Annotated in this window: 24 protein-coding genes; 17 read left to right on the forward strand and 7 right to left on the reverse strand. The window is 50.5% G+C overall.

From position 1 onward, the window contains the following. The first annotated feature begins 235 nt into the window (after window positions 1-235). The 8 genes from FIV45_RS08595 to rpmG all read left to right on the forward strand — a co-directional run bounded on the left by FIV45_RS08595 (window position 236) and on the right by rpmG (window position 10001). Entirely contained in the window at window positions 236-529 is a 294-nt protein-coding gene (locus tag FIV45_RS08595; RefSeq protein WP_099474621.1) for a hypothetical protein, read from the forward strand. A gap of 182 nt (window positions 530-711) precedes the next feature. Further along, window positions 712-1683, forward strand: coding sequence for an aspartate carbamoyltransferase catalytic subunit (locus FIV45_RS08600; protein WP_099474623.1), 972 nt, complete (start codon window positions 712-714; stop codon window positions 1681-1683). Beyond that, a complete protein-coding gene (gene pyrC, locus FIV45_RS08605) occupies window positions 1680-2963 on the forward strand; it encodes a dihydroorotase (RefSeq protein WP_099474625.1) in 1284 nt (427 codons plus the stop codon). Before FIV45_RS08600 ends, pyrC begins: the two co-directional genes overlap by 4 nt. Beyond that, window positions 2960-3580 carry a glycerol-3-phosphate 1-O-acyltransferase PlsY gene (gene plsY, locus FIV45_RS08610; protein ID WP_099474628.1) on the forward strand — a complete coding sequence of 207 codons (621 nt, stop codon included), beginning with the start codon at window positions 2960-2962 and terminating at the stop codon, window positions 3578-3580. The genes pyrC and plsY overlap by 4 nt, the downstream gene beginning before the upstream one ends. A 53-nt stretch (window positions 3581-3633) precedes the next feature. Beyond that, window positions 3634-4779, forward strand: a complete 1146-nt coding sequence (gene dprA / locus FIV45_RS08615) for a DNA-processing protein DprA (RefSeq protein WP_099474630.1) — start codon at window positions 3634-3636, stop codon at window positions 4777-4779. 42 nt (window positions 4780-4821) lie between these two features. Next, entirely contained in the window at window positions 4822-7446 is a 2625-nt protein-coding gene (topA, locus tag FIV45_RS08620; RefSeq protein ID WP_099474632.1) for a type I DNA topoisomerase, read from the forward strand. A 2-nt stretch (window positions 7447-7448) separates the two neighbouring features. Next, window positions 7449-9725, forward strand: coding sequence for a ribonuclease R (gene rnr, locus FIV45_RS08625; RefSeq protein WP_099474634.1), 2277 nt, complete (start codon window positions 7449-7451; stop codon window positions 9723-9725). A 108-nt stretch (window positions 9726-9833) separates the two neighbouring features. Continuing rightward, window positions 9834-10001, forward strand: coding sequence for a 50S ribosomal protein L33 (rpmG, locus tag FIV45_RS08630; RefSeq protein ID WP_099474636.1), 168 nt, complete (start codon window positions 9834-9836; stop codon window positions 9999-10001). Window positions 10002-10090: 89 nt separating this feature from the next. On the opposite strand, the gene FIV45_RS08635 is transcribed toward rpmG, so the two are convergent. Both FIV45_RS08635 and FIV45_RS08640 read right to left on the reverse strand, forming a co-directional pair. Beyond that, a complete protein-coding gene (locus FIV45_RS08635; RefSeq protein WP_099474638.1) occupies window positions 10091-11461 on the reverse strand; it encodes a PleD family two-component system response regulator in 1371 nt (456 codons plus the stop codon). 9 nt (window positions 11462-11470) lie between these two features. Continuing rightward, complete coding sequence (locus FIV45_RS08640; RefSeq protein ID WP_099474641.1) at window positions 11471-11836, reverse strand: response regulator; 366 nt, start codon at window positions 11834-11836, stop codon at window positions 11471-11473. A 172-nt stretch (window positions 11837-12008) separates the two neighbouring features. On the opposite strand from FIV45_RS08640, the gene FIV45_RS08645 reads away from it, so the two are divergent. The 9 genes from FIV45_RS08645 (at window position 12009) to FIV45_RS08685 (ending at window position 19640) form a co-directional block, all read left to right on the forward strand. Then, complete coding sequence (locus FIV45_RS08645; protein WP_099474643.1) at window positions 12009-12290, forward strand: DUF3572 domain-containing protein; 282 nt, start codon at window positions 12009-12011, stop codon at window positions 12288-12290. A gap of 34 nt (window positions 12291-12324) precedes the next feature. Further along, entirely contained in the window at window positions 12325-12972 is a 648-nt protein-coding gene (locus FIV45_RS08650; protein ID WP_099474645.1) for a hypothetical protein, read from the forward strand. An 8-nt stretch (window positions 12973-12980) separates the two neighbouring features. Continuing rightward, the gene (locus tag FIV45_RS08655) at window positions 12981-14255 is read left to right on the forward strand and encodes a DNA polymerase IV (RefSeq protein WP_204602324.1); all 1275 of its coding nucleotides are present in this window, start codon (window positions 12981-12983) and stop codon (window positions 14253-14255) included. 27 nt (window positions 14256-14282) lie between these two features. Beyond that, window positions 14283-15878 (forward strand): amidohydrolase family protein, encoded by a 1596-nt coding sequence (locus FIV45_RS08660; RefSeq protein ID WP_204602326.1) that lies wholly within the window; start codon window positions 14283-14285, stop codon window positions 15876-15878. A gap of 16 nt (window positions 15879-15894) precedes the next feature. Continuing rightward, window positions 15895-16266 (forward strand): MmcQ/YjbR family DNA-binding protein, encoded by a 372-nt coding sequence (locus FIV45_RS08665; protein ID WP_099475001.1) that lies wholly within the window; start codon window positions 15895-15897, stop codon window positions 16264-16266. 186 nt (window positions 16267-16452) lie between these two features. Next, window positions 16453-17142: a GGDEF domain-containing protein gene (locus FIV45_RS08670; protein WP_099474646.1), complete on the forward strand. Its 690-nt coding sequence runs from the start codon at window positions 16453-16455 to the stop codon at window positions 17140-17142. 98 nt (window positions 17143-17240) lie between these two features. Then, complete coding sequence (locus FIV45_RS08675) at window positions 17241-17714, forward strand: RidA family protein (protein WP_099474648.1); 474 nt, start codon at window positions 17241-17243, stop codon at window positions 17712-17714. 8 nt (window positions 17715-17722) lie between these two features. Continuing rightward, window positions 17723-18469: a glycerophosphodiester phosphodiesterase family protein gene (locus tag FIV45_RS08680; RefSeq protein WP_099474650.1), complete on the forward strand. Its 747-nt coding sequence runs from the start codon at window positions 17723-17725 to the stop codon at window positions 18467-18469. Next, entirely contained in the window at window positions 18462-19640 is a 1179-nt protein-coding gene (locus FIV45_RS08685; RefSeq protein ID WP_204844807.1) for a GNAT family N-acetyltransferase, read from the forward strand. Before FIV45_RS08680 ends, FIV45_RS08685 begins: the two co-directional genes overlap by 8 nt. Here the strand turns inward: FIV45_RS08685 and FIV45_RS08690 are convergent. From FIV45_RS08690 to pgmG, 5 genes are all read right to left on the reverse strand, one after another. Further along, window positions 19637-20032: a DUF6491 family protein gene (locus FIV45_RS08690; protein WP_099474654.1), complete on the reverse strand. Its 396-nt coding sequence runs from the start codon at window positions 20030-20032 to the stop codon at window positions 19637-19639. The genes FIV45_RS08685 and FIV45_RS08690 overlap by 4 nt on opposite strands. 96 nt (window positions 20033-20128) lie before the next feature. Continuing rightward, on the reverse strand, window positions 20129-22447 hold the full coding sequence (gene clpA, locus FIV45_RS08695) for an ATP-dependent Clp protease ATP-binding subunit ClpA (protein ID WP_099474657.1): 2319 nt from the start codon (window positions 22445-22447) through the stop codon (window positions 20129-20131). Window positions 22448-22452: 5 nt separating this feature from the next. After that, entirely contained in the window at window positions 22453-22779 is a 327-nt protein-coding gene (gene clpS / locus FIV45_RS08700; RefSeq protein WP_099474659.1) for an ATP-dependent Clp protease adapter ClpS, read from the reverse strand. Between the two features lie 307 nt (window positions 22780-23086). Next, window positions 23087-23611, reverse strand: a complete 525-nt coding sequence (locus FIV45_RS08705; RefSeq protein WP_165777075.1) for a phasin family protein — start codon at window positions 23609-23611, stop codon at window positions 23087-23089. Between the two features lie 164 nt (window positions 23612-23775). Beyond that, on the reverse strand, window positions 23776-25173 hold the full coding sequence (pgmG, locus tag FIV45_RS08710) for a phosphoglucomutase/phosphomannomutase PgmG (protein WP_099474663.1): 1398 nt from the start codon (window positions 25171-25173) through the stop codon (window positions 23776-23778). Window positions 25174-25175 lie beyond the last annotated feature (2 nt).

The raw sequence follows: 25175 nt of genomic DNA on the forward strand, positions 1-25175 counted from the left end.
CTGCGGAAAAAATAATTCACAATTTGAGCTGATATTCGACAAAAAAACACTGGCACCCATTGTATAATTCTTTGTCCTGAGATACAATTACCTTTGTGCGGTGTAGGCTCGCGGGCCATTATATACAGTACGCTTTCCCCCATAGTAAGATATGTTTTTTTCAAGTAAATGAACTCGCTTGTCCGTGAGTTTATATGGCATTTTTAACTGACCCTGAAACCAAGGAGACATTACCATGCCTGAAAGAAAGCAATCTGCTCAACGTATGAGCCATATTCAGACACCTGAATTGCGGCGGCAGGAGCTGAGCAGAGTTCAGCTTCAGCAAAACCAGGAAGCCTTTCAGTTGCAGCAGGCTCAACGTCAGGAACTGTTACAGGTTCAACAACAACAAGCCCAGGAGTTAAGGCAGCTGCAACAAAATCAAATGCAGCAACTGCAGCAACTGACCCAAAAGCAACAGCAGGAAGTAGAGGAATGCTGTCAAAATCTGCGTTATTCAGCCCAACACGAAGGTGAGCAAATCTAGTTTCCTTAGTATACTCTCCGCCCTGCCCTTGTGGGCGGGGCTTTTTTTTACTCTTTTTGCACCTAAGTCCGCCTGAAAAGGATAGTATCCTCAGGTTCGTGAAATTGACTTGCGTATAAGACCATATGTTCCTATAAAATATCTCTTCAGTAACCCATGGGATAAACATTAAGGACTGAAGCATGTCTCCAGCCGACAACACGGCAAATTTGAGCTTTCCCCACCAACATCTTCTCGGCATTGAAGGGCTCAAGGAACAGGATATCACCTGTATTCTCAACCGGGCTGACAGATATGCGGAACAGAACCGGAAAACCAATAAGAAAACTGACATTCTGACGGGCCTGACCCAGATCAATCTGTTTTTTGAAAATTCCACCCGGACTCGTATGTCATTTGAACTTGCCGGGAAACGTCTCGGTGCTGATGTCATCAACATGTCTGTGGCAGGGTCATCAATCAAAAAAGGTGAAACCCTTCTTGATACGGCCTCGACCCTGAATGCGCTTCAGCCGGATCTGCTGGTGGTCCGGCATGGCAGTTCGGGAGCGGTAAAACTTTTGTCCCGGAAAGTCAATTGCGCTGTACTCAATGCCGGTGACGGCACTCATGAGCATCCGACTCAGGCTTTGCTTGATGCCCAGACCATCCGGCGACGCAAGGGAAAACTGGCCCGCCTTACGGTGGCCATATGTGGCGATGTCCTGCACAGCCGGGTCGCGCGCTCCAACATTCATTTGCTGAATATTATGGGGGCCCGGGTTCGGGTCATTGGTCCCTCGACCCTGGTGCCGGCCAGTCTGGCCTCGCTCGGGGTGGAAATCTATCATGATATGAGAGAAGGCCTGAGAGACTGTGACATTGTCATGATGTTGCGCCTGCAGACCGAACGCATGCAGGGCGGATATTTCCCGTCGATCAGTGAATATTTCACCCTCTATGGCCTCGACTATGACAAATTGTCCGTGGCGAAAGAGGATGCCTTGATTATGCATCCCGGTCCTATGAACCGCGGCGTGGAAATTGACGCGGCTGTCGCCGATGATCTGACCCGCAGCGCTATTCAGGAACAGGTTGAAATGGGAGTTGCGGTGCGTATGGCTTGCCTTGATCTGCTGACCCAGCAAAAACGCGAACAGGAGATGGGCCGATGAGCGACTTTACTCTCTATAAAAACGCCCGTCTTCTAGACCCGGAAAGCGGCCTGGATCAGCCAGGAGATATCTTGATTGAGGGCAATTCAATCGCTCGGGTGGGCGGACAAATTGATGCCCCGAAAGATGCCAAAGTCGTTGACTGTGCGGGAAAATGTCTCTGTCCCGGATTGATCGATATGCGGGTTTTTGTCGGCATTCCCGGCGCAGATTATCGCGACACGATTGAAAATACCGGCGAATCCGCCGCCGCTGGCGGTGTAACTACCGTTTGCGTCCAGCCCGTCACCGACCCGATTATTGATGATCTTGGTCGGGTCGAGTTTCTCGCCAGCCGCACAACAAAAGCCAAAGTCAATTTTATCCCTTTCCCGGCAATTACCAAACAATTGTCCGGTAAGCAGATGACCGAAATCGGTCTGATGAGCAAAAACGGGATCAAGGCCTTTACCGACGGAAACAAAAGCGTTGCCAACCCCGCCCTGATGACACGGGTTCTTAAATATGCCTCCATGTTCGATGCTCTGATCATTCAGCATCTGGCGGTGCCGGAACTCTCTGAAAGCGGCTGTATGAATGCCGGAGCTCTCGCCACACGGCTTGGTTTGCCGGGCATTCCCACGGCGGCCGAGACCATCATGCTGGAGCGGGACATCCGCCTGTTGCGGTCCAACCCGTGCCGTTATCATGCGGCCCAAATCACCTGCCAGGACAGCATTGAAGTGGTTGCGGCGGCAAAACGCGATAAATTACCGGTAACCGCCGGTGTTGCGGTGCCGCATTTCTCGCTCAATGAATATGCCATTGAGGAATACCGCACCTTCACCAAACTATCGCCGCCGCTTCGATCCGAGGAAGACCGGGTTGCGGTTCTTAATGCTCTCAAGGATGGCACCATTGATGTCATTGTCAGTGGCCATGATCCTGAAGATCCGGAAAGCAAACGCGTCCCTTTCCAGGAAGCCGAGGCCGGGGTAGTTGGCCTGGAAACCATGTTGCCGGTTTCACTCGAACTTTATCATAACGGCAGTTTGCCCCTGCTGGACATTCTGGCGAAGATGACCTGTAATCCCGCACGCCTGATGGGGTTAGAAACCGGAGCCCTCAAGGAAGGCGCGCCTGCGGATCTTTGTCTATTCGATCTTGATACCCCAAACCGCGTTGACCCGGAAAAAATGGTATCTCTGACCAAAAACACCCCTTTCGACGGGCGCCCAATCCAGGGCCGGGTCCTGAGGACCATTGTCAGCGGCAAAACCGTATTTGAGTATTCTGTATGAATGTTTTAATCAACGAGCTGCCGCTCAGCTATTTCCTGTCCAGTCTCGTTGGCGGATATCTTCTGGGCTCCCTGCCCTTCGGAATAATCCTGACACGGCTCGCCGGACAGGGGGATCTGCGTAAAATCGGATCGGGAAATATCGGCGCGACAAACGTTTTGCGCACGGGAAACAAAGGTCTGGCGCTCGCCACCCTGCTGCTTGATAGTGGAAAAGGCGCTCTGGCGGTTCTCCTGGCCTATCTTATCTTTCCGAAAGACCCTCTCCTGCTTTATTGCGCCGGCGGAGGCGCGTTTTTCGGACATCTTTATCCGCTTTATCTCAAGTTTAAAGGCGGCAAAGGGGTTGCAACTTTTCTCGGCACCCTGCTGGCGATCAACTGGCCGTTGGGACTGGCCTGCTGCCTGACCTGGGCATTGTCAGCCGTTCTGTTTCGTATTTCTTCCTTGTCAGCTCTGATTGCGGCCGCCTTGTCACCGTTTTACAGCTATTTCCTTTTGCATAATTCTTCGCTTGCTATTTTTGCGTGCATATTGTGTAGTATGATCTTTATACGACACGCTGAAAACATAAAACGACTTTTAGCCGGTACTGAACCCAAGATCGGAAAAAAGTAATCTCCGTCTCTTTAGAGTAGTTGCGGTTAGGGACATAACCTTTGGGGAAACATATGTCCGACAAAGCACACCAAAAGGATCTTTCCGATGCAGAGAAGCTTGCCCGTCTGCGCCTGATCCGGACCGAGAATGTTGGCCCGGTCACCTTTCGTCATCTGATTGCGCGCTATGGCTCCGCAGCCGAAGCCCTTGACGCTCTTCCCGGTCTCGCCCGAAAAGGCGGTCGAAAGAAACCCCTGATCGCCGCGCGACAGGATATCATCCAACAAGAAATTGATCACCTGCACCAGATTGACGGGCATCTCATTATATATGGCGATACTCTTTATTCCAGACCGCTGATGGCGATTGAAGATGCCCCGCCTGTTTTGATGGGCCGGGGACATCCCCATCTTCTCGACCAGAAAGCCTTCGCAATCGTCGGCGCCCGCAACTGTTCGGCCATAGGCACTAAGCTCGCGGGTTCATTAGCACGAAAAATGGGCGCTGCCGGTTATGTGGTCTCTTCCGGCATGGCGCGGGGGATTGATGCCGCTGCTCATTTGGGGGCCCTTGACAGCGGCACCATTGCCGTTCTCGCCGGCGGCGTCGATGTCATCTACCCCCGGGAAAATACCGCACTTTATGAGGATATCGCAAACCGGGGACTTGTTCTGTCGGAGATGCCCCTTGGCACCCAGCCTCAGGCCCGACATTTTCCACCCCGCAACCGCATTATTTCAGGCCTGGCCGCCGGCGTACTGGTGATAGAGGCCACCCAAAGGTCAGGCACATTAATTACCGCCCGCCTCGCGCTCGAACAAGGTCGTGAGGTTTTCGCAGTACCCGGTTCGCCCCTTGATCCCCGTGCAAAAGGTCCCAACAGTCTACTGCGTCAGGGGGCTAATCTGGTCGAGGATGTGGAAGATATCCTGGATGTCCTGCGCATGAATGCGGATCGTAAAATTTCAGAACCCACATTGGATATCTTTACAGAGGAAACCCCCTTGGCGGCAAGTATCAAGGGCAGGGCAATTGATGAGGCCCGTCCGATAATCCGTGACAAACTGAGTGTCACACCAACGGCGATTGATGAATTGATCCGCCTATGCGATTTTCCCCCCGCAGTGGTGCAAACGGTGCTTTTAGAACTGGAACTGGCGGGAGAAATTGATCGTTATCCCGGAAACAGGGTAGCTTTTTCCGCCACAACACGTTAAAAGCCCTTAATTTGTATAAATCAGAGATCAGCGAAAACGCACATGAAAACTGTTGTTGTAGAATCACCGGCGAAAGCCAAGACAATTAATAAATACCTTGGCAAGGACTATAAGGTCTTGGCAAGCTTTGGCCATGTTCGCGATTTGCCGTCGAAAAATGGCTCTGTAGATCCGGACGAAGATTTTGCCATGATCTGGGAAGTCGACAGCGACAGCAAAAAACGCATCAAGGATATTGCCGATGCGACCAAGGAGTCTGACGAACTGATCCTCGCCACCGACCCCGACCGCGAAGGGGAAGCCATTTCCTGGCATGTGCTCGAACTCTTGAAAGCCAAGCGTGGCGTGATGAAAGACGTCAAAGTCAAACGGGTGGTTTTCAATGAGATTACCAAAAGCGCCATTCTACAGGCCATGGAACATCCCCGTGATATTGACTCGCCTCTGGTTGATGCCTATCTCGCCCGACGGGCGCTCGATTATCTCGTGGGCTTTAATCTGTCGCCTGTTCTGTGGCGCAAGCTGCCCGGTTCCCGCTCCGCCGGCCGGGTACAATCGGTGTCCCTGCGGCTGATCTGTGACCGTGAACTGGAAATTGAGCAGTTCAACTCAGAAGAATACTGGACTGTGGATGTTGATCTCGCCAATCAGGCCAAGGAAACCTTCACCGCCCAACTCGCCCTGCTGAACGGTGAAAAGCTGAAAAAATTTACCCTGACCACCGAGAAAGAAGCGGCAGCGGCGGAACAGGCGGTCAAAGGATCCAACTTCACCATTTCAACGGTGGAAAGCAAACCGGCCAAGAGATTTCCGGCCCCGCCCTTTACCACATCGACCCTGCAACAAGAAGCCTCGCGAAAACTCGGGTTTAATGCTCAGCGCACCATGCGCTGTGCCCAGAAGCTCTATGAAGGGATCGATATTGGCGGCGAAACGGTTGGTCTGATCACCTATATGCGTACCGATGGCGTTACCATCGCCAAAGAAGCTGTTGACGGCTGCCGCGATGTTATTGCGGCCGAATATGGCGGCAATTATGTGCCATCTGCGCTGCGGGTGTATAAATCCAAAGCCAAGAATGCCCAGGAGGCCCATGAGGCGGTACGTCCTACCGACATGGCCCGCTTGCCAAAAACAGTTGCGGACCGGCTCGATGAAGATCAACGCCGCCTGTATGAATTGATTTGGAAACGTACGGTCGCCAGCCAGATGGCGGAAGCCAAATTCGAACGCACCACTGCCGACATTCTGTCTGAAGACGGGAAAGTCGGCCTGCGTGCCAACGGCTCCGTACAGATTTTTGACGGCTTCCTGAAACTCTATCAGGAAGGCAAGGATGACGCTGATAACGATGAAAACGATAAGCGTCTGCCCAAACTGACCCAGGGCGAAAAAGTCTCCCAGGAAAAAATTATCCCGACGCAACATTTCACGGCTCCGCCGCCCCGCTTTACCGAGGCCTCTCTGGTCAAGAAGATGGAAGAACTCGGCATTGGCCGCCCGTCGACTTATGCGTCCGTGCTCACTGTGCTGCGGGATCGTAATTATGTGGTGATGGACAAAAACCGTTTTGTGCCCGAAGACAAGGGCCGTCTGGTCACCGCTTTCCTGCAGAATTATTTCAGCAAATATGTTGAATTTGACTTCACCGCCAATATGGAAGAACTGCTCGACAAGGTTTCTAATGGCGATATCCCATGGAAAAAAGTTCTGGCGGACTTCTGGCGTGAATTTCATACCGCCGTTGAAGGCACGAAGGAATTGCGCGTTTCAGACGTGTTGGAACGCCTTAACCAGTTCCTGGCGCCCTTTATTTTCCCGGAAAAGGAAGATGGTTCAAACCCCCGCGCCTGCCCAAAATGTGATGATGGCATTCTCAGCCTGAAGACCAGTCGTTACGGCGCCTTTATCGGCTGTTCGCATTACCCGGAATGTAATTATACCCGGAAAATGAACAATGGCGACGGTGACGAGGAAGACGGCAACCGCGTGGTCGGGACGGATCCCGAAACTGGTATGGAAGTTACCGTGCGCGCCGGACGCTTTGGTCCTTATGTTCAATTGGGTGAACCGGCTGACAAAACCGAAAAACCCAAACGCGGATCAATTCCCAAGGGCATGGATGCGGCCTCCGTCGATCTGGAAAAGGCCCTGAAACTTCTGTCCCTGCCCCGTACTGTGGGGTTACACCCGGAAGACGGTAAAGTCATCAAAACCGCCATTGGCCGTTTTGGGCCGTATGTGTCACACGCCGGTGTTTTCGCCAGCCTGAAAGACCCGGAAGATGTCTTTAACCTCGGTCTGAACCATGCCGTAGAGCTGGTCGCGGAAGCCAAGCGCAAAAAAGGCGCCGCCGCCACGCCGATCAAGGAACTGGGCAAGCATCCCGAAGACGACGAGCCGATCAATGTCTATGATGGCCGTTATGGCCCCTATGTCAAATACAAGCGCGTAAACGCCACAATTCCGAAGGACAAAGATCCGCAATCGGTGACACTGGAAGAAGCGCTTGAACTGATCAAGGCAAAGGCCTCTAAAGGCAAGAAAAAACCAGCCGCCAAAAAAGCACCGGCCAAGAAAAAGGCGCCGGCGAAGAAGGCAGCTGCCAAAAAGGCCCCCGCCAAGAAACCGGCAACCAAGAAAAAAACCGCGAAGGCTGACAATTAATTATGGCCCCTAAAAAGGATATTCCCTTCCCCACCCAGGATGACGTCCTGGCCTATGTTCGGGAAAATCCCAGTAAGATTTCCAAACGGGATATTGCACGCGCCTTTCATATTCGCGGCGATCAGCGGATCAAACTGAAAAAACTGCTTCGGGAAATGACCGAAGCCGGACAACTCGATAAGGGGCACAAGGGGCAAATCCATGTGAGCGGTGAACTACCGCCGGTCTGCGTTGTCGAGGTCACGGGCATTGACAAGATGGGCGACCTGACAGCACGGCCAACCAACTGGCCCCTCAAAGGTCAACCGGAAGATACGCCGCCGCCACTGGTGACCATTTTCGCAGATGACAAACGCGGCAATCTGGCCCGGGGCGATCAGGCTTTGGTCCGCCTGACCCAGAACCGCGATGTGAAAGAACTCAGCTATGTCGCGCGTGTGATCCGTAAGCTGGAACGCACTTCCAGTCTGGTAATGGGTATTTTCCGTGCCCAGGATGACAATGTCGCCATGGTCCAGCCCACCGACAAGAAAGATCGCAATCAATATCTGATTGCGCGTAAGGATTGGGGCAAGGCCCGCGACGGTGAACTGGTTTTGGTCGATGTGCGCGAAAAGAAAAGCACCCGACGTCATATGGGCCCCAAACGCGCTGTTGTAATGGAATGTCTGGGGACGCTGGATGATCCACGCTCCATCAGCCTGATCGCGATTCACACCCATGGTATCCTGACGGAATTTGCCGACCAGACAATTGAGGAAGCCCAACGCTCTGTCCCTCCTGTCCTCGGCAATCGCACAGACCTGCGTGATATCCCCCTGATTACAGTCGATCCGGCAGATGCCCGCGATCATGATGATGCCATCTGGGCCGAACGTGATCCCGACCCCAAAAACAAAGATGGCTGGCACATCATTGTCGCCATTGCCGATGTGGCCCACTATGTCACACCGGGGTCATCACTGGAAAGTGACGCCTGGAAACGCGGAAATTCGACATATTTTCCCGACCGGGTCGTTCCCATGCTGCCGGAAGCTCTGTCCAACGGACTGTGTTCGTTGCAGGAAGGCGAAGATCGTTATACGCTGGCTGTGCATATATGGTTTGATCAACGCGGGAAGAAAATCCGCCATAAATACGTCCGCGGTCTGATGCGATCCGCCGCCGGACTGTCTTATGAAGAATTTCAAAATGCCCATGACGGCAAGGTGAGCCAAAAGGCCCGTCCCCTGATGGACAGCGTTATTGAACCGCTCTACGGTGCTTTTGCCTGCATGCAAAAAGGCCGGGAGTATCGGGAGCCGCTCAATCTGGTGATGCCGGAACGCAAGATCTTGTTGGATGAGGCCGGTAATGTCACAGGCATTCACCCCCGTAAAGCTCTTGACGCCCATAAACTGGTGGAAGAATTCATGATCCAGGCCAATGTGGCCGCCGCAGAAGAACTCGAACTGAAAGGCTGGCCCTGTATTTACCGGGTTCATGAACAGCCAAGCGAGGAAAAGCTCAATAACCTGCGCGAATTCCTCGGCAGTCTGGGCTACAATTTTGCCAAGGGCATGGTTCAGCGTCCGAAACTGTTCAATAATATCCTGCGCAAAGTCGAAGATACACCGCAACGGGATGTGATTAACATCATTATCCTGCGCACCCAGTCCCAGGCGGTATACAGCACCGATAATCTGGGGCATTTTGGCCTGTCTCTGGCGCGCTATGCCCATTTCACCTCCCCCATACGCCGCTATGCCGACTTAATGGTCCACAGGGCCCTAATTGGCGCTCTAAAGCTCGGGAACGACGGACTCGACAAGCTTGATCGGGAGAAGCTCAGCGAAACGGCCGCACATATCAGTAAAACCGAACGTATTTCGATGGTCGCGGAACGGGAATGTACAGATCGTTTTGTTGCCGCCTATATGTCCCAACATGTCGGGGAAGAGTTTACCGCCACCATTGCCGGGGTCAGTCGCGCCGGTTTGTTCGTCACGTTTTCGGAATCAGGCGGAGACGGGTTTATTCCCGTGTCCTCAATGGTCGGCGATTACTTCCGCCATGATGCGGAACTGCATCTTCTGGAAGGGGAATACACGGGAATTGTTTACCAGTTGGGCGATTCTATCACCGTGCTCCTGAAAGAGGCCAATGGCGTCACCGGTGGCCTGCTTTGTCAGCTTATTGATCCGGATTTACTGGCCAAAGGCAAACCGAACAAAGCCAAAACACGGGGCCGGACACAAGGCCGCGAGGGGCGTTCAAATCGTCCGCGTCGGAAAAGATAGAAGATTGTATCTTTTCTGTCCGTTTTTCGTGTCTTTTACTTGACTTGGGCGGGATAAACTGTATTTTCCCTTCACGTATTTTGGAATTTAAGAATTGGAGCCAAGCACATGGCGAAACCTACAGTTGTAAAAATTAAACTCGTCAGCACGGCTGGTACTGGTTATTACTATGTAACCAAGAAAAACCCACGTAACATTACGGAAAAAATGACTTTCCGCAAGTACGATCCAGTTGTGCGCAAGCATGTCGAATTTAAAGAACATAAAATTAAATAATTTTCGTTCTTATCTCATACAAAAAACGGTCTGTGTCACAAGATACAGACCGTTTTTTTTATGGATTGTTTAAAGAGGCCAGCCTCTGTTTAGTCCTGGCTACAAACCTGATTACGGCCATTTTCCTTGGCCTTGTACAGCGCCTGATCTGCCGCCACCAGAAGCTTGCTGCTTGAGGTATTGTTATCGCCCGATATGGCCAGGCCAATACTGACCGTGATGTCAATCGGGGTTTCAGAGCCGGAAATTTCAAACGGCTCATCGGCGATGGAACGGCGCAAACGTTCCGCGACAAAATGAGCATATTCCAGGTTGGTTTCAGGCATCACCACAACAAACTCTTCCCCGCCAAATCGGGCGGCTAGATCAATATTGCGGATGTCATTGCTGATCCGACGGGCAAATTCATGCAGGACCTCATCACCGGACGCATGACCGTATGTGTCATTGACGATCTTGAACTTGTCCAGATCCATCATCAACAGTGACACTTTTTTGCGTTTGTCATTTTCCTTGGACATCATATTGTCCAGATGAGACGATAAAAAGTGACGGTTGTACAAACCGGTTACCGCATCTGTCATTGCCATTTCAATGGATTTCTGCATATTGCGCCGCAAGCGGTTGGCATATCTTTTCTGGCGAATTTGCGCCTTTGAACGGGCCACCAGTTCATTGCGATCGATAGGCCGGGCGATATAATCGGTTACACCCAGTTCCATGGCCCGCACGAGCTGTTGCGTATCGCCTTCATCGACAAGCACCAGAATCGGAATTTGCCGCGTTGCCTCAGCCGACCGCAAATGCGAACAGAGCCGTAGGCCGTCAATTTCCGAAAGACTAAGACTGATGATGATAAGATCAAATTTTTCAAGACTGGGGGTGGTAATTTCACCGCTTTCAACATTGTCCACCGTAACAGTGGCGATATCTTCCAAATAACTCTGAATACGTCCCGCCACCCGAATATAATCTTCCACCAACAGCACCTTGGCGTTGGACAGGCTGATATTCCGGCTGAGGTCCGGGCCTATTTTAATGCCCAGATCCTGCCCGGTTGCTTCGCGCATGCGGAGTTCGTCCATCAAGACTTTCAGGCGTACCAGTGAACGCACGCGGGCGAAGAGTGGCAAATCAAGTACAGGTTTGGTAAGAAAGTCATCGGCACCCGCTTCCAGTCCGGCAACCCGGTCCTTTGGCTGGTCCAGAGCGGTCACCATAATAACGGGGATATGAGCAGATTTTACATTTGCCCGAATACGGCGACATACTTCGAATCCGTCCATCCCCGGCATCATCACATCCAGCAGGACAATATCAGGGTTTTCTTGTTCTATGATCGCAAGCGCATCTTCGCCATTCATGGCCGTCAGCACATCGAAATATTCGCTGGTGAGCTTGGCTTCCAGGAGTTTTACATTTTGAATAACATCATCAACAACGAGTACGCGTGCTGTCATACCAGATCTCTAACCTGCAAACTTTTTAACGGTTTCGATAAATTGGCCCACTGATATGGGTTTGGCAATGTAAGCCTCGCATCCGCCGGCGCGAATTTTTTCTTCATCCCCCTTCATGGCAAACGCCGTTACGGCAATAATGGGTATGCTCCGTAGATCTTCGTCTTCCTTGATCCATTTGGTGACTTCAAGTCCGGACACTTCCGGCAACTGAATATCCATGAGGATAAGATCCGGTTTCTCCTCCCGGGCCAATGCCAGCGCCTTCATGCCTTCTTGGGTTTGGACGGTATCATAACCGTGCGCATTCAAAAGGTCGCAAAACAACTTCATATTCAATTCGTTGTCTTCTACTACTAATATTTTCTTCCGCATATTTTCTTCCTGGCTATTGCCTGTGCGAATTCCCCGTTCATCACAGTAACTCTTTTATCCTGTTAGACATTACTTTGCTACAAATTTAACCTGAGTATATGAAAAAGCTGTTAACAAGAGGAACCTTGTGTATAAAATACCTTCACAAGAAAGAGGCATTAGCGATTAAGATATGAACAAAGAACAAGCTGAAATCATAGCCCTGCAGGCCTTGACCTATATGGCGACCCACGAAGATATCCTGATTGCATATTTGCGTTTATCAGGTATTGCGCCCGAGGATCTTAAAAATTCCGCCGCTAATCCCGCCACATTAGGCAGCATTATAGATTATTTCCTGCAAGATGAAAAAAGACTAGTCGCGCTTTGTGATGCCGAGAATATTGCGCCGGACCATCTGATCAAAGCCAGACGTTGTCTGCCTGGTGGCGAAGATATACCCTATACGACATAATCCGGCCCATGTGCCCCATTCTTGAGTAAAAAATATGAAGCATGCCCTGGAGCAATTAAAGTCTCTGTCTCTTAATCCTCGTCGCCCGGTCATTGTTACCGACGCCGATGAGGTGATTCTTCATTTCGCTGATATTCTTTCCGAATATCTGGCGAGCCAGGATATGTATGTCAATTTTGTCAGTTATGCTCTTGAGGGAAATATTAAATACCGGGCCACGGATGAACCGGTGTCCAGCACTCTTTTTGGCCAGCTTATCGATGATTATTTTGAAAAATATGTCGAGAAACAACCCCTTGTCGATGGCGCTGTCCATCATTTGAACCGCCTGTCAGAACTGTGTAATATCGTCATTCTGACTAATATCCCTCATGACTTTGCCGACCGCAGACGCGAATTGTTCAGCCGAAAAGGGCTGCCCTACCCGATGATATCCAGCAGCGGTCCAAAGGGCCCGGCTCTGGACATGCTGTCGCGCATGACCGATCAACCTTTGTTTTTCATCGATGATATTGCCCATCATCACACATCCGTGGCAAAAATAACGCCTCAGGTTCAGCGTATCCAGTTTATCGCCAACCGGCATCTCCACAGTATTGAAACAAAAGCCAAAGACTGTCATCATAGATGCGAAGACTGGGCCGAGATCGAACGCGTGATCCGGGAAACACTGCTAACCTGAAATACCACATGATGTCTGCATTTTGCCGTGACTGCCTGAATGATATTGCACTTCATGATGACGCCATGACGGCGGATTTCCTATGCCCGAACTGCGGAAGCCCGCGCATTCTTGCCCACCGGGAACTTCATCAGCTCAGCCTTTGCCATATTGACTGCGATGCTTTTTACGCCAGCGTTGAAAAACGAGACAATCCGGAATTATTGTCAAAGCCGGTGATCATCGGGGGCGGCAAACGCGGAGTTGTCTCGACCTGTTGTTATATCGCCCGAACTTACGGCGTGCATTCCGCTATGCCGGTTTATCAGGCAAAGAAACTTTGCCCTCATGCCGTCTTTATTTCCGGCGATATGGCAAAATATAGAACCGCGAGCCAACAGATCCGGCAAATTTTTGACCAAATGTCCCCCAGCATTGAACCCTTGTCACTGGATGAAGCATTTATCGACCTGACCGGTACCGAAAAACTTCATGGTGATATTCCAGCCAAGATCATTGCCCTCGCGGTGGCGCGCATTGAACAGGATATCGGAATTACCGTATCGGTAGGCCTGAGCTATAATAAATTTCTTGCAAAACTGGCCTCCGATCTCAACAAACCCAGGGGCTTTTCACTGATTGGCAAAGCCGAAGCCCCTGCTCTACTTGCACCGATGTCGATCGCGAAAATCTGGGGAGTTGGCAAGGTGATGCAGAAAAAAATGAAAAGCGACGGCATCAGTCAGATCGGCCAATTACAACATCTCGATCTGAAGTATCTGATCACCAAATACGGTGTGATGGGAGACAGATTGTATCATTTCTCTCGGGGGGAAGACAGCCGTTTCGTCAAAAGTCAGCGTCCGACCAAAAGCATTTCCAATGAAATCACCCTACAGGAGGATTTATCAGATTATGCGGCACTAAAATCCCTGCTGTGGAAATTGTGTGAAAAAGTTTCCGGACGGTTGAAAGAAAAAAACTATGCCGGAATGACGGTGACTCTGAAACTGAAAACATCATCATTTCGCCAGATAACCCGTTCCAGCACCCTGGACAGCCCGACCCAGATGGCCGAAACCCTGTATAAAGTCGGGGCGCGATTACTGGAACCGGAATGCAACGGCCAATGCTATCGTCTGATCGGTATTGGCATGGCGGGGCTATGCGGCACCGAACAGGCGGATCAACCTGACCTGATTGAGGGCGGACGCGCCAAGGAAATCAAGACCGAGCGCTTAATGGATGACATTCGTCGTAAATATGGTAAGAATATAATAAAAAAAGGTCGTAATCTTTTATAGTCAAAAGCTTAAATAAGGGGACTTCATATGCTTAATTTCAAATCTTTGGTAAAATTCTCCCTCGCGACAGCCTTGAGTACCGCTCTGATGGCATCTGCGGCTGCTGCAGAGAAGCGGGAAGTCCCCGACCGGGCCGAGGGGGACGGCCAATATAAGCGTCTTATCCTGCGCGGCGGTTATGTGATTGACGGCACCGGGGCACCTCCTTTTGGGCCCGTGGATATCGTGGTCGAAAAGGACAGGATTGCCGAAATCAGAAATGTGGGCACCCCTGGTGTCGCCATTGATCCCAAAAACAGACCCCAGCCCGGTGACCGCGAAATTGACGTGCAGGGCAAATATATCATGCCCGGTTTTATTGACCTTCATTCCCATATTCACTCCCTTGACAGCGAACAGGGCGTCTCCCCCGAGTATATATTCAAGCTTCAGCTCGGTCACGGCATTACCACTATTCGTAGCCTCGGCTCCGGTGGCGACAAACGGGTTGTTGGCTTTAAACGTCGCAGCGCCATGAATGAAATTACCGCACCGCGTATTGTCGCCTTCCCTATGTTTTACGGGGTGACTTCCCCCGAAGCCGCCCGTAAACGGGTTCAGGAAATCAAGAAGAATGGCGCGGATGGCATAAAATTTTTTGGCGCTCCTGAAGAAATCCTCTGGGCGGCTCTGGATGAGGCCAAGAAACAAGGTCTGATGACAACCATGCACCACGCACAGCTTGATGTCACACACGCCAATGTACTGACCACCTCCGCACACGGACTGGGCAGTATGGAACATTGGTACGGCCTGCCCGAGGCACTTTTTGAAGATAAAGTCATCCAGAATTACCCTACCGATTATATCTATAATAATGAGCAAGATCGTTTCAGTCAGGCAGGGCGTCTTTGGAAACAGGCCGCCAAACCAGGCAGCAAAAAATGGAATGAGGTTATGGACACCCTGCTCGCGCGGGATTTTGCTCTTGATCCTACATTCACCATCTATCTCGCCAGCCGCGATCTGATGCGCATGAGCCGCGCCGTGTGGCATGATGAATATACGATGCCGAATCTATGGGAATTTTACCGCCCCAACCGTGAATCTCACGGCGCATTCTGGTTTTACTGGACGACCCAGGACGAAATCGAGTGGAAGAACAATTACAAACTGTGGATGCAGTTCATTAATGAATATAAAAACCGCGGCGGTAAGGTGGGGCTCGGCAGTGACACCGGCTATATTTACAGCCTCTATGGCTTTGGCTATATCCAGGAAATGGAACTGATGCAGGAAGCGGGCTTTCATCCGCTTGAAGTCATCCGGGCCGCAACACAGATCGGGGCACAGATCATCAAGAAAGATGATGAAATCGGCACCCTGCAAGTGGGCAAGAAAGCCGATATCGTGATTGTAGATGAAAACCCGGTTCACAATCTTAAAGTACTGTATGGCACCGGCGCCATCAAACTCAACGATAGTACCGGCAAGGTAGAGCGGGTCGGCGGTGTCCGCTGGACCATCAAAGACGGTATCGTTTATGATGCCTATGCCTTACGCGAAGACGTTAAGAAGATGGTTCGGGATGCAAAAAATAAAGCGGGTATCTCGCTTGACAAGCCCTTGTCCGTCGCAAATTAAGGAATCAGGCGTTATGATGAGCCGGGAAGAATTTGATGATTATTGTCGGAACCTGACATCGACCACCAATGTCATCCAGTGGGGCAATGCTTCGGTCTGGAAGGTTGGAGGCAAGATTTTTGCCATATGTTCACATTGGGGCGTAGGCGAGACGCAAAAAATAAGTTTCAAATGCTCTGACCTCAGTTACCAGGTTCTGTGCGAACTGCCTGGCATCACCCCGGCCCCCTACCTCGCCCGGGCAAAATGGGTGCAGATCGCCGACCCCGACGCCATGAGTGAGCAAGACGTAAAAGACTATATCAGAACCGCCCACAACATCATTGCCCAGAAACTGACCCAAAAAATGCGGGCGGAACTGGGTCTTGACCTCCTGAAAAAGTCCTGATTACTTTCCCTTATGGTTCTCGCTTGTTAACCATAAGGAAGCCTTCTTTTACCTATCAAGGGCGGTAAAAATTACCGCGCCTTACTTCAACCATTTTTGAAACATAGGTTACTTCAATGACTTAACTGTTTGGCACGATGCTTGCTGAGTATCCTGTAACAGTAACTGGCGTATAAGAGGTAAATTATGAATCAAATCACAATCCCGTTGAACAAACATCAGACGGCCCCGGCCAACGAAATCAACCGGCTTGCAGATCAATTACTGTCGGACTTTAAAGTTTCCGGCAAGCGTATCTCTCCCAAGAACTGGAATTTGCTGTCCGAAATTCTGAATTTTGTCGCCGAAGCAGAACAAACCATCGCCGCCCAGAATGAACGGATCGAGAAGCTGGAGGTTCTCTCCACAACAGACCCTTTAACAGGCCTGCTCAATCGTCGCGGCATGATGCAGGAACTTGACCATGCCATCGCCCTGGCCAACCGACATGGCGATTCAGCCATTCTGGCCTATATTGATCTTGATGGTTTCAAGCAGGTCAACGACACATATGGCCACGGAGTTGGTGATGCCCTGCTGACTCATTTCGCCAACGGTTTAAAGTCATCCATACGTCAAACAGATTTTGCCGCCCGCTTCGGCGGAGATGAATTCGCGTTGTTGCTCAATCATCTGGAACTGGAAGGTGGCCGCAACCGGACACATTTTATCCAGCAACAAATGAATTTCACCAAATTTAAGTGCGATACGGTTACCCTTCCTGTACGGGCAAGTTTCGGTCTTGCAGAAATCACCCCGGGCAAGTCCCTGGAGGACATCATTCAGGCCGCAGATCAGGAGATGTACCGCAATAAAACCCTGCGCAAAAGCAATTGACCGGAAAAGTTTGGAAGTCAGGTAAAATCCGGCTTTAATTTTAGCCGACCTCGGTGTAATCTTCCGGACAATGTAACAATTACCGGAAGAATGAATTTATGACGCAGCATCAGTTTGAGAAAAACCTCGAAAAACTTGGAATCACCTTGCCCGTTCCCGTGGCGCCGGTCGCCAATTATGTCACCTTCGTCCAAACTGGCAATCTGTTGTCTGTTTCCGGGCAGTTGCCGCTCGATCTGGACGGAAAGTTGCCTTATCAGGGGAAAGTTGGCGCGGATGTTACCCCGGAAGATGCGGCCAAAGCCGCCCGCCTTTGCGCCATCAATATTATCAGCCAAATTAATAAAGCCTGTGGCGGTGACCTCAGCCGAGTGGTGCGCATTGTCAAGCTTGGCGCTTTCGTCAATTGCGTTGATGGTTTTGCCGCCCAGCCCGCTGTGGTAAACGGCGCCTCTGACCTGATGGTTGAAGTTTTCGGTGATGTTGGCAAGCATTCCCGTTCTGCCGTTGGAACCAATGCTTTGCCTCTCAATGTTCCCGTTGAAATAGATGCTCTTGTGGAGATTTCTTAATTAATCACATGAATAAAAAATGGCTGACAGATTCTTCTTATGCCCCCTTGGCTTTTGCGCATCGCGGATTGCATGGCCCGGTGACCGGACATGTGGAAAACTCCCTGTCAGCCTTTCTTGCCGCCAATGATGCCAATGTCGGTATTGAACTTGATGTGTTGTTAAGTAAAGACAATCAGGCGATGGTTATCCATGAAGTGAATTTACATCGGCTGACCGGGCTTGATGCCGATATTGGGGATTTCACTGCCGAGGAACTGATGCAAATTAACCTCAGCGGCGTCCAGGATGTTATTCTGCCGCTGTCCCACGTTCTCGCCGCCGTTGAGCCAAAATTCCCGCTGTTGGTAGAAATCAAAGGCGATCAGCTCAAACCACAGGTTATTGCAGCGGCGAGCCATCAGGCCCTTAAAGATTACAAAGGACCGGTGGCGATCATGTCTTTCTACCCCGATATCATCACATGGTTCAAGGATCATGCTCCGGATATCGCCCGGGGGCTTGTCGCGACCAGTCGCAATGATGGTGACCTGCCCGACGCCTACTTTTCGGAAGACGGACAAATAAAGATTACCAAAAATTTGGACGTTGATTTTATCGCCTATGACATTCGCACGCTACCGAACAAGGTTTCTGCCTATTGCCGGGAAAAGTCCCTGCCCCTGTTTACCTGGACTGTAAGAACGCAAGCTGAAAAGGATCGCGCCAGGCAATATACCAATGGCCCGATCTTTGAAATTTTACCTGATGACTGACTATCATATTTCTCTCATCACCAGTCTTGACGAGATCTCGGCCGAGGAGTGGGACAGCTGTTGTTTTACACAAGAAACAGGTCACAACCCTTTTATATCCCATGCTTTCATGTTCGCGCTGGAAGACAGCGGCTGCGCAGTGGCGGACACAGGGTGGCAGGCGCAGCATATCATTGCCCGGACCGGCGACAAGGGCAATATTGTCGGTGTCATGCCGCTTTACCTGAAGTCTCATTCATACGGCGAATATGTTTTTGATCACGCCTGGGCCAACGCCTTTCAAAGTGCCGGAGGTCATTACTATCCCAAACTGCAAACCGCGGTTCCCTTTTCTCCGGTGACCACCCCGAAACTTCTGGTTCACCCCACGGCCCTGAAGGCGGAGGTTCAAACCATTTTGATTCAGGCCGCAGAGGCCGCCGCTCGTAAGCTCTCGGTTTCAAGCCTGCATGTAACTTTTGCTGAACGGCACGAATGGGACCTGATGGCCGAACAGGGATTTCTCAAGCGCCAGGACCAGCAGTTTCACTGGCTGAATGAATGCTATGGGGAATTTGAGGATTTTTTACAAAAGCTCTCTTCCCGTAAACGTAAAAATATACGCAAGGAACGTCGCCTTGCCGTACAAAATGATATCGAGATAGAACTGTTGAACGGTCATCAGATCACAGAAGATCATTGGGACGATTATTTCAGTTTTTATCTCGACACCGCCAACCGGAAATGGGGGCAGCCTTACCTGAACAGACGCTTTTTCAGCCTTCTGGGAAAAGGGTTACCGAATCGCACTCTGCTTGTCATGTGTAAACGCGGCGGACGTTATATCGCCGGCGCGCTCAATTTACTGAGTGATGACACGCTTTATGGCCGCTATTGGGGGGCAATCGAGGATCACAGATACCTGCATTTCGAAGTCTGTTACTATCAGGCGATTGAGTATGCCATTGCCCACGGCCTGAAGAAAGTCGAAGCCGGCGCCCAGGGCGAGCATAAACTCTCCCGAGGGTATCTGCCGACGTCCACCTATAGCGCCCACTGGATCAGAGATCCGGGTTTTCGCCAGGCGGTAGAAAATTATCTGGTGCAGGAAAGACAAGCCGTCTTGCATGAGCAGGAAATATTACGAGACTTTGCCCCCTTCAAAAAAACGTCTCCACTACCAAAAAGCTAGTCAGTTTTTTTCTGATACTCAATGAATTTACCCAGACCACAACTCGGTCCCTGGATCCCGCCCGTGGAATCAAATACGGTGATGATGTCAATCTTGCACAGCTGGCTGGTATGGACTTTATAGCTGAAGGATTTTTCAAATCCAAGACGGGCGCATCGGTGGGGCAGCTTATTCAAATAAGCTTTCTTGCCTTTCATCTTGAACAGAATATGAGAATCGTCAATCACCTGTGTTGAATCAATCCGGTTCAGGGAAACGCAATTCTCGACCTTCCCTGTTTTGGTATATTTCTCAAGGGCTTTAGCGACCTTATCTTCTTTATCATCTTTTGCAAAGCCTGAGCTTGTCATCACAGCAACTGCAATCACAGACGTCAAAATCTTTCCGAACATAAGCCTATCCTCTTGTTGAATAATCAATTGGACAAAGTATACAGGGATCAAGCTGAATTCCCAATGAACAAAACCATTCAGCTCAATTTGCGGGCCTTACTTGACGAATTCCTTCGGCTTTCCGGACGAACTGTCAGGCAGTTTGATGATCGGGTTCACCGGTCCCGGTTCGATATCAAACAGCAACTTGCCGTCCTTTACCCGTACCGTGACCTCACCCCCATTGACCAACTTGCCAAACAGAAGTTCATTGGCCAGCGGTTTTTTCACATGCTCCTGAATTGTCCGGCTTAAAGGCCGCGCGCCGTAAAGACGGTCATAGCCCTTTTCTGACAACCATGTTTTAGCGGCCGGTGTGAGCGTAATATGGACCTGACGTTCTTCCAACTGCATTTCCAGTTCAAGAACGAATTTCTCCACCACTTGCCCCATAACCTGCGGCGACAGATTCTTGAACGGCACAATGGCATCCAGCCGGTTGCGGAATTCAGGCGTGAACAGCTTCTTGATCGCCTCTTCGTCCTCGCCAACACGCACGCTGGATCCAAAGCCAATGGCTTCCTTGCTCATGTCCGACGCCCCGGCATTGGTGGTCATCACCAGAATGACATTCCGGAAATCAATCTTCTTGCCGTTGCTGTCTGTGAGTTTTCCGTGATCCATCACCTGCAACAGGATATTGTATATATCCGGGTGAGCTTTTTCGATCTCATCCAGCAGGATCACACAATGTGGCGCCTGATCCACGGCATCGGTCAACAGCCCCCCCTGATCATAGCCAACATAGCCGGGCGGCGCCCCGATCAACCGGGAAACCGAATGACGTTCCATATATTCGGACATATCAAACCGATGCAGTTCCAGCCCTAACAGGCTGGCCATTTGTTTGGTGACCTCTGTTTTACCAACCCCTGTCGGGCCACTGAACAGATAGCTGCCGATGGGTTTTTCGTCTTCGCGCAGGCCAGCACGGGCAAGACGAATGGCATCCGTCAGCACCTCGATGGCTTCATCCTGTCCGTAGATCACCCGTTTCAGGTCGGTATCGATACAGGCGAGCAAAGCCGTATCATCCTTGGACACCGATTTTGCCGGAATGCGGGCAATCTTAGAAACAACACGCTCCACATCTTCAACCGTGATCTCTTTCTTGCGTTTGTCAGCCGGGATCAGCATTTGAGACGCCCCGACCTCATCAATCACGTCAATGGATTTATCAGGCTGTTTGCGGTCGTTGATATAACGAGACGACAGATCGACTGCCGTATCAATTACTTCATCACTGAAGATCACATCATGATGCTCTTCAAAATACTTCTTCAGCCCTTTGATAATTTCCTTGGTTTCAGGAATGGTCGGTTCCTTGATATCAATTTTCTGGAAACGTCGCAGCAAAGCGCGATCTTTTTCGAAATGAGACCGATATTCTTTATAGGTGGTGGAGCCGATACAGCGAATGGTGCCGGCGGACAAGGCCGGTTTTAACATATTGGAAGCATCCATCGCCCCGCCACTGGTCGCACCAGCGCCAATAATGGTGTGAATTTCATCAATGAACAGAATTGCGCCGTCATTTTCCTCGACTTCGGCGATAACCGATTTCAGGCGTTCTTCAAAGTCGCCCCGGTAACGGGTACCGGCCAGAAGTGTTCCCATGTCAAGACTGAATATGGTCGCATTTTGAAGGACTACAGGGACTTTCTTCTCTACAATATGTAGCGCCAAACCTTCGGCAATCGCGGTTTTGCCAACGCCCGGATCTCCCACATACAGCGGGTTATTCTTTGATCTCCGGCACAGAATCTGAATAGTGCGCTCCACCTCATGTGACCGCCCGATCAGATTGTCAATTTTACCGGCTCGCGCTTTTTCATTAAGATCCACGCAATATTTATCGAGCGCGGTTTCTTCCTTCTCGGCCACGTCGCCCTCTTCGCCGAGATCATGGAATGTATCCTCTTCGCCCACCTTGCCGGCTGACTTCGCGACCCCGTGCGACATATAGCTGACCGCATCCAGACGGGTCATATCATATTGCTGCAGGTAATAGACCGCATGGCTTTCCCGTTCCGAAAAGAGCGCAATCAACACATTGGCGCCGGTCACTTCTTCCCGGCCCGAACTTTGAACATGCAGGATCGATCGTTGGATCACCCGCTGAAATCCGGCCGTGGGGCTCGCTTCGCCGCCCTGGTCGGAAATAATATTTTCCAGTTCCATATCCAGATAGGATTTCAGTTCCGCCCTCAACTGGCGCACATTGACATCACAGGCGCGCAGAACCGCGACCGCATCCTGGTCGTCCAGCAACCCGAAGAGCAGATGCTCCAACGTCGCGAATTCATGTTTACGAGAATTCGCCTCGCCAATAGCGCGATGGAGCGTATGCTCCAGATTGGGGGAAAATGTTGGCATAAACCCTATTCCTTTTCCAGTGTGCACTGCAGGGGATGTTCATTGCGACGCGCATGATCTATCACCTGCATGACTTTTGTTTCTGCGACCTCAAAACTGTATACGCCACACAATCCGACACCGGTTTGGTGGACATTAAGCATAATTTGCACGGCTTCTTCTTCGGACTTCTGAAAATAGGTCTTGAGCGCCAACACCACGAAATCCATCGGCGTATAGTCATCATTCAACATAAGGACCTTATACATTGATGGTTTTTTCGTCTTGGGGCGTGTCTGCGTTAAAACGCCAGATTTCTCAATGCCCTTGTTGTCGTTCTGGTCTTCACTCATTGGTCTGCCATATTGTTCAATTTCACTATATTTATAATAGGAATTCTGAGAGAAGATTTAAAGACATCATTGAGTTTTTACTGAAAAAAACCTGTTATTGTCTTTATGAAACAATAATATTACCGTTTCTTAATTTTATCCCCGGAATCCTAATGTAACGTTAAAATGCAGAAAGTTCACCTGAAGGTAACGTAACAGTCAAATTGGGGTTATTTAAGGCCATCCAACAGAAAAAGCCCGGCTATGACTAGCCGGGCTAATATTCAGGTGAGGTCTTCCCTCATGACGCAATATGCGAAAGTAGAATTTATTTTGCCTGTGGCAGGTTAAATTCTTCAGCAACGGCTTCGTAGCGGGCCTTGAGTGGCGCTACGACATCGTTGGTTGTCTTGGTCGCAGCTTCGTTGAATTTCGTAGCTTCAGCAACGAAATCATCATAGCGACCTTTAAGCATACTGGTCTGAAGTTCAAAAAACTCGGCCGGTGTTTTCGCCGCAAACAATGTTTTCACATCGGCCACGTTTTTCTCAACAGCCGCTTTTGTGGTTTCCACGAAATCGGCATTCACAGACTGGGCTGTTTCCGCTGCGATTTTGCTGGATGCCACCAGGGCTTCATAATTGGCTTTGTTAAAGGCTGTGACTTTTTCAAAACCTTTTGTGGCTTCCTGAGTAGCCTGTTTCACTGAATCCTGGGCCGCCTTAGTCGCGGTCTGAACAGTTTCCTGGGCTGTTTTAGCCGCCTGCTCAACAGTTTCCTGTGCAGCTTTAAAAGTAGCGTTTTCTGTAGTTTTGGCGTTAGCCGTTGTCTTTGATGCTGTAGCTTTGGTCATAATCATATTCCTCTGTAAATGATATTCACAATAAATTTGTGCAACGCAACATACTATAGTATTAGGAATACAGAGAATTAATTAGAAAGTCAACATATTTTGTGCATTGCAACATAAATGTCATCCTGAATGATCCCAGTGGCCATAAAATATGAAAAAATTCGTTAAATGCTATGCACAATGGGGGCTAAACCGGACAGGCCAAGATGATAATTCAGATGTGCAATGACAAGGTTCAGCTTATCAGGGCTTGCCGCTTCACAGCGGACAACAAGGGCGGCCTGGGTATTTGAAGGGCGCAGCAACCACCACCCCTGCTCCGATGTAACCCGCATTCCATCAATAGTGCTGACCTCATGGGTAGTTGAGTTGAGACGCGACAGCACCTCTTCAATGATGATGAATTTACGCTTCTCTTCACAAAACAGTCGAATTTCAGGGGTCGACACCTGATGGGGATAGGCCGCCAGAAGCACCTGCATGTTAGTTTTATGCCCGGCAAAAACATTCAACAACCGCAGTGCAACATAAATGGCGTCATCATAGCCATAGAACTGGTCTTTGATATAAATGTGACCACTGAGTTCTCCTCCCAGCAGGGCACCGGTTTCGCGCATTTTTTCTTTAATCAGAGAATGCCCGGTCTTCCACATCAGCGGCTTCCCGCCCAACTCAGCTATGCGGTTAAATGTCACCTGGCTTGATTTCACATCTGCGATAATGGTCGCCCCAGGAGTACGCTGGAGAATATCCTCGGCCAGAAGGCTGATGATGTGATCCCCCCAGATAATGCCGCCTTCCCGGTCAACCACCCCGATCCTGTCGCCATCGCCATCAAATGCAAACCCCAGGTCAAGCTTCTTTTCCTGCACCAATGTCTGAAGCTGCATCAGGTTTTCCGGAATTGTCGGGTCAGGATGGTGGGCGGGAAAAGTACCGTCTATCTCGCCATTAATGACATAATGCGTTCCCGGTAGCCGTTCTACCAAACGCGTCACCATTTCTGCGGCAGCCCCATGCCCGGGATCCCAGCCAATCTTAAATCCTTTTTCAGCCAGAAGTTTCAGGTCGACATCTTGCAAGAGGCGGTTCAAATAACGCCCCCGCAGATCAATATTCTGATACTTCCCCTGCCCGTGCCTGAAATCGCCATGGGCGGCCAGTTCCCCCAAGGCCGTGATCTGGGCCCCGTGTAAAGCATTCTTCCCCAGCAATAACTTAAACCCATTGTCCTCAATCGGATTATGGGACCCGGTCACCATGATACCGCCATCTGCTTCCAGACTGAACACTGAATAATACAGCAATGGTGTCGGGCCACAGCCAATATCGATAACATCAATGCCTGTACTGCGCAGACCGGCAATCAGGGCCTCCGTCAATTCCGGGGAACTCAGACGGCCATCCCGGCAAACCGTGACCTTCTGCCCCCCGGCCCGCAGCACTCGGGTTCCAAAACTTCGGCCAAGATAATCAGCATCCCGCACATTCAGTGTGTCGCCAAATCGCCCCCGGATATCATAGGCCCGCAAGATCGAAGGATCAAAGTGATGCTGTGTAATCT

The organism is Paremcibacter congregatus (assembly GCF_006385135.1).
In the GTDB taxonomy this organism is placed as follows: Bacteria; Pseudomonadota; Alphaproteobacteria; order Sphingomonadales; family Emcibacteraceae; genus Paremcibacter; species Paremcibacter congregatus.

What these genes read in the sequence shown, in the direction of transcription:
- FIV45_RS08705 (WP_165777075.1), bottom strand. Translation starts at nt 23,611, where the DNA reads ATGACCAAAGCTACAGCATCAAAGACAACGGCTAACGCCAAAACTACA.
- FIV45_RS08680 (WP_099474650.1), top strand. Translation starts at nt 17,723, where the DNA reads ATGAATAAAAAATGGCTGACAGATTCTTCTTATGCCCCCTTGGCTTTT.
- dprA (WP_099474630.1), top strand. Translation starts at nt 3,634, where the DNA reads ATGTCCGACAAAGCACACCAAAAGGATCTTTCCGATGCAGAGAAGCTT.
- topA (WP_099474632.1), top strand. Translation starts at nt 4,822, where the DNA reads ATGAAAACTGTTGTTGTAGAATCACCGGCGAAAGCCAAGACAATTAAT.
- FIV45_RS08645 (WP_099474643.1), top strand. Translation starts at nt 12,009, where the DNA reads ATGAACAAAGAACAAGCTGAAATCATAGCCCTGCAGGCCTTGACCTAT.
- FIV45_RS08690 (WP_099474654.1), bottom strand. Translation starts at nt 20,032, where the DNA reads ATGTTCGGAAAGATTTTGACGTCTGTGATTGCAGTTGCTGTGATGACA.
- FIV45_RS08655 (WP_204602324.1), top strand. Translation starts at nt 12,981, where the DNA reads ATGATGTCTGCATTTTGCCGTGACTGCCTGAATGATATTGCACTTCAT.
- plsY (WP_099474628.1), top strand. Translation starts at nt 2,960, where the DNA reads ATGAATGTTTTAATCAACGAGCTGCCGCTCAGCTATTTCCTGTCCAGT.
- FIV45_RS08670 (WP_099474646.1), top strand. Translation starts at nt 16,453, where the DNA reads ATGAATCAAATCACAATCCCGTTGAACAAACATCAGACGGCCCCGGCC.
- FIV45_RS08600 (WP_099474623.1), top strand. Translation starts at nt 712, where the DNA reads ATGTCTCCAGCCGACAACACGGCAAATTTGAGCTTTCCCCACCAACAT.
- rpmG (WP_099474636.1), top strand. Translation starts at nt 9,834, where the DNA reads ATGGCGAAACCTACAGTTGTAAAAATTAAACTCGTCAGCACGGCTGGT.
- FIV45_RS08660 (WP_204602326.1), top strand. Translation starts at nt 14,283, where the DNA reads ATGCTTAATTTCAAATCTTTGGTAAAATTCTCCCTCGCGACAGCCTTG.
- FIV45_RS08635 (WP_099474638.1), bottom strand. Translation starts at nt 11,461, where the DNA reads ATGACAGCACGCGTACTCGTTGTTGATGATGTTATTCAAAATGTAAAA.
- FIV45_RS08675 (WP_099474648.1), top strand. Translation starts at nt 17,241, where the DNA reads ATGACGCAGCATCAGTTTGAGAAAAACCTCGAAAAACTTGGAATCACC.
- pyrC (WP_099474625.1), top strand. Translation starts at nt 1,680, where the DNA reads ATGAGCGACTTTACTCTCTATAAAAACGCCCGTCTTCTAGACCCGGAA.
- clpA (WP_099474657.1), bottom strand. Translation starts at nt 22,447, where the DNA reads ATGCCAACATTTTCCCCCAATCTGGAGCATACGCTCCATCGCGCTATT.
- FIV45_RS08650 (WP_099474645.1), top strand. Translation starts at nt 12,325, where the DNA reads ATGAAGCATGCCCTGGAGCAATTAAAGTCTCTGTCTCTTAATCCTCGT.
- FIV45_RS08665 (WP_099475001.1), top strand. Translation starts at nt 15,895, where the DNA reads ATGAGCCGGGAAGAATTTGATGATTATTGTCGGAACCTGACATCGACC.
- clpS (WP_099474659.1), bottom strand. Translation starts at nt 22,779, where the DNA reads ATGAGTGAAGACCAGAACGACAACAAGGGCATTGAGAAATCTGGCGTT.
- rnr (WP_099474634.1), top strand. Translation starts at nt 7,449, where the DNA reads ATGGCCCCTAAAAAGGATATTCCCTTCCCCACCCAGGATGACGTCCTG.
- FIV45_RS08685 (WP_204844807.1), top strand. Translation starts at nt 18,462, where the DNA reads ATGACTGACTATCATATTTCTCTCATCACCAGTCTTGACGAGATCTCG.
- FIV45_RS08595 (WP_099474621.1), top strand. Translation starts at nt 236, where the DNA reads ATGCCTGAAAGAAAGCAATCTGCTCAACGTATGAGCCATATTCAGACA.
- FIV45_RS08640 (WP_099474641.1), bottom strand. Translation starts at nt 11,836, where the DNA reads ATGCGGAAGAAAATATTAGTAGTAGAAGACAACGAATTGAATATGAAG.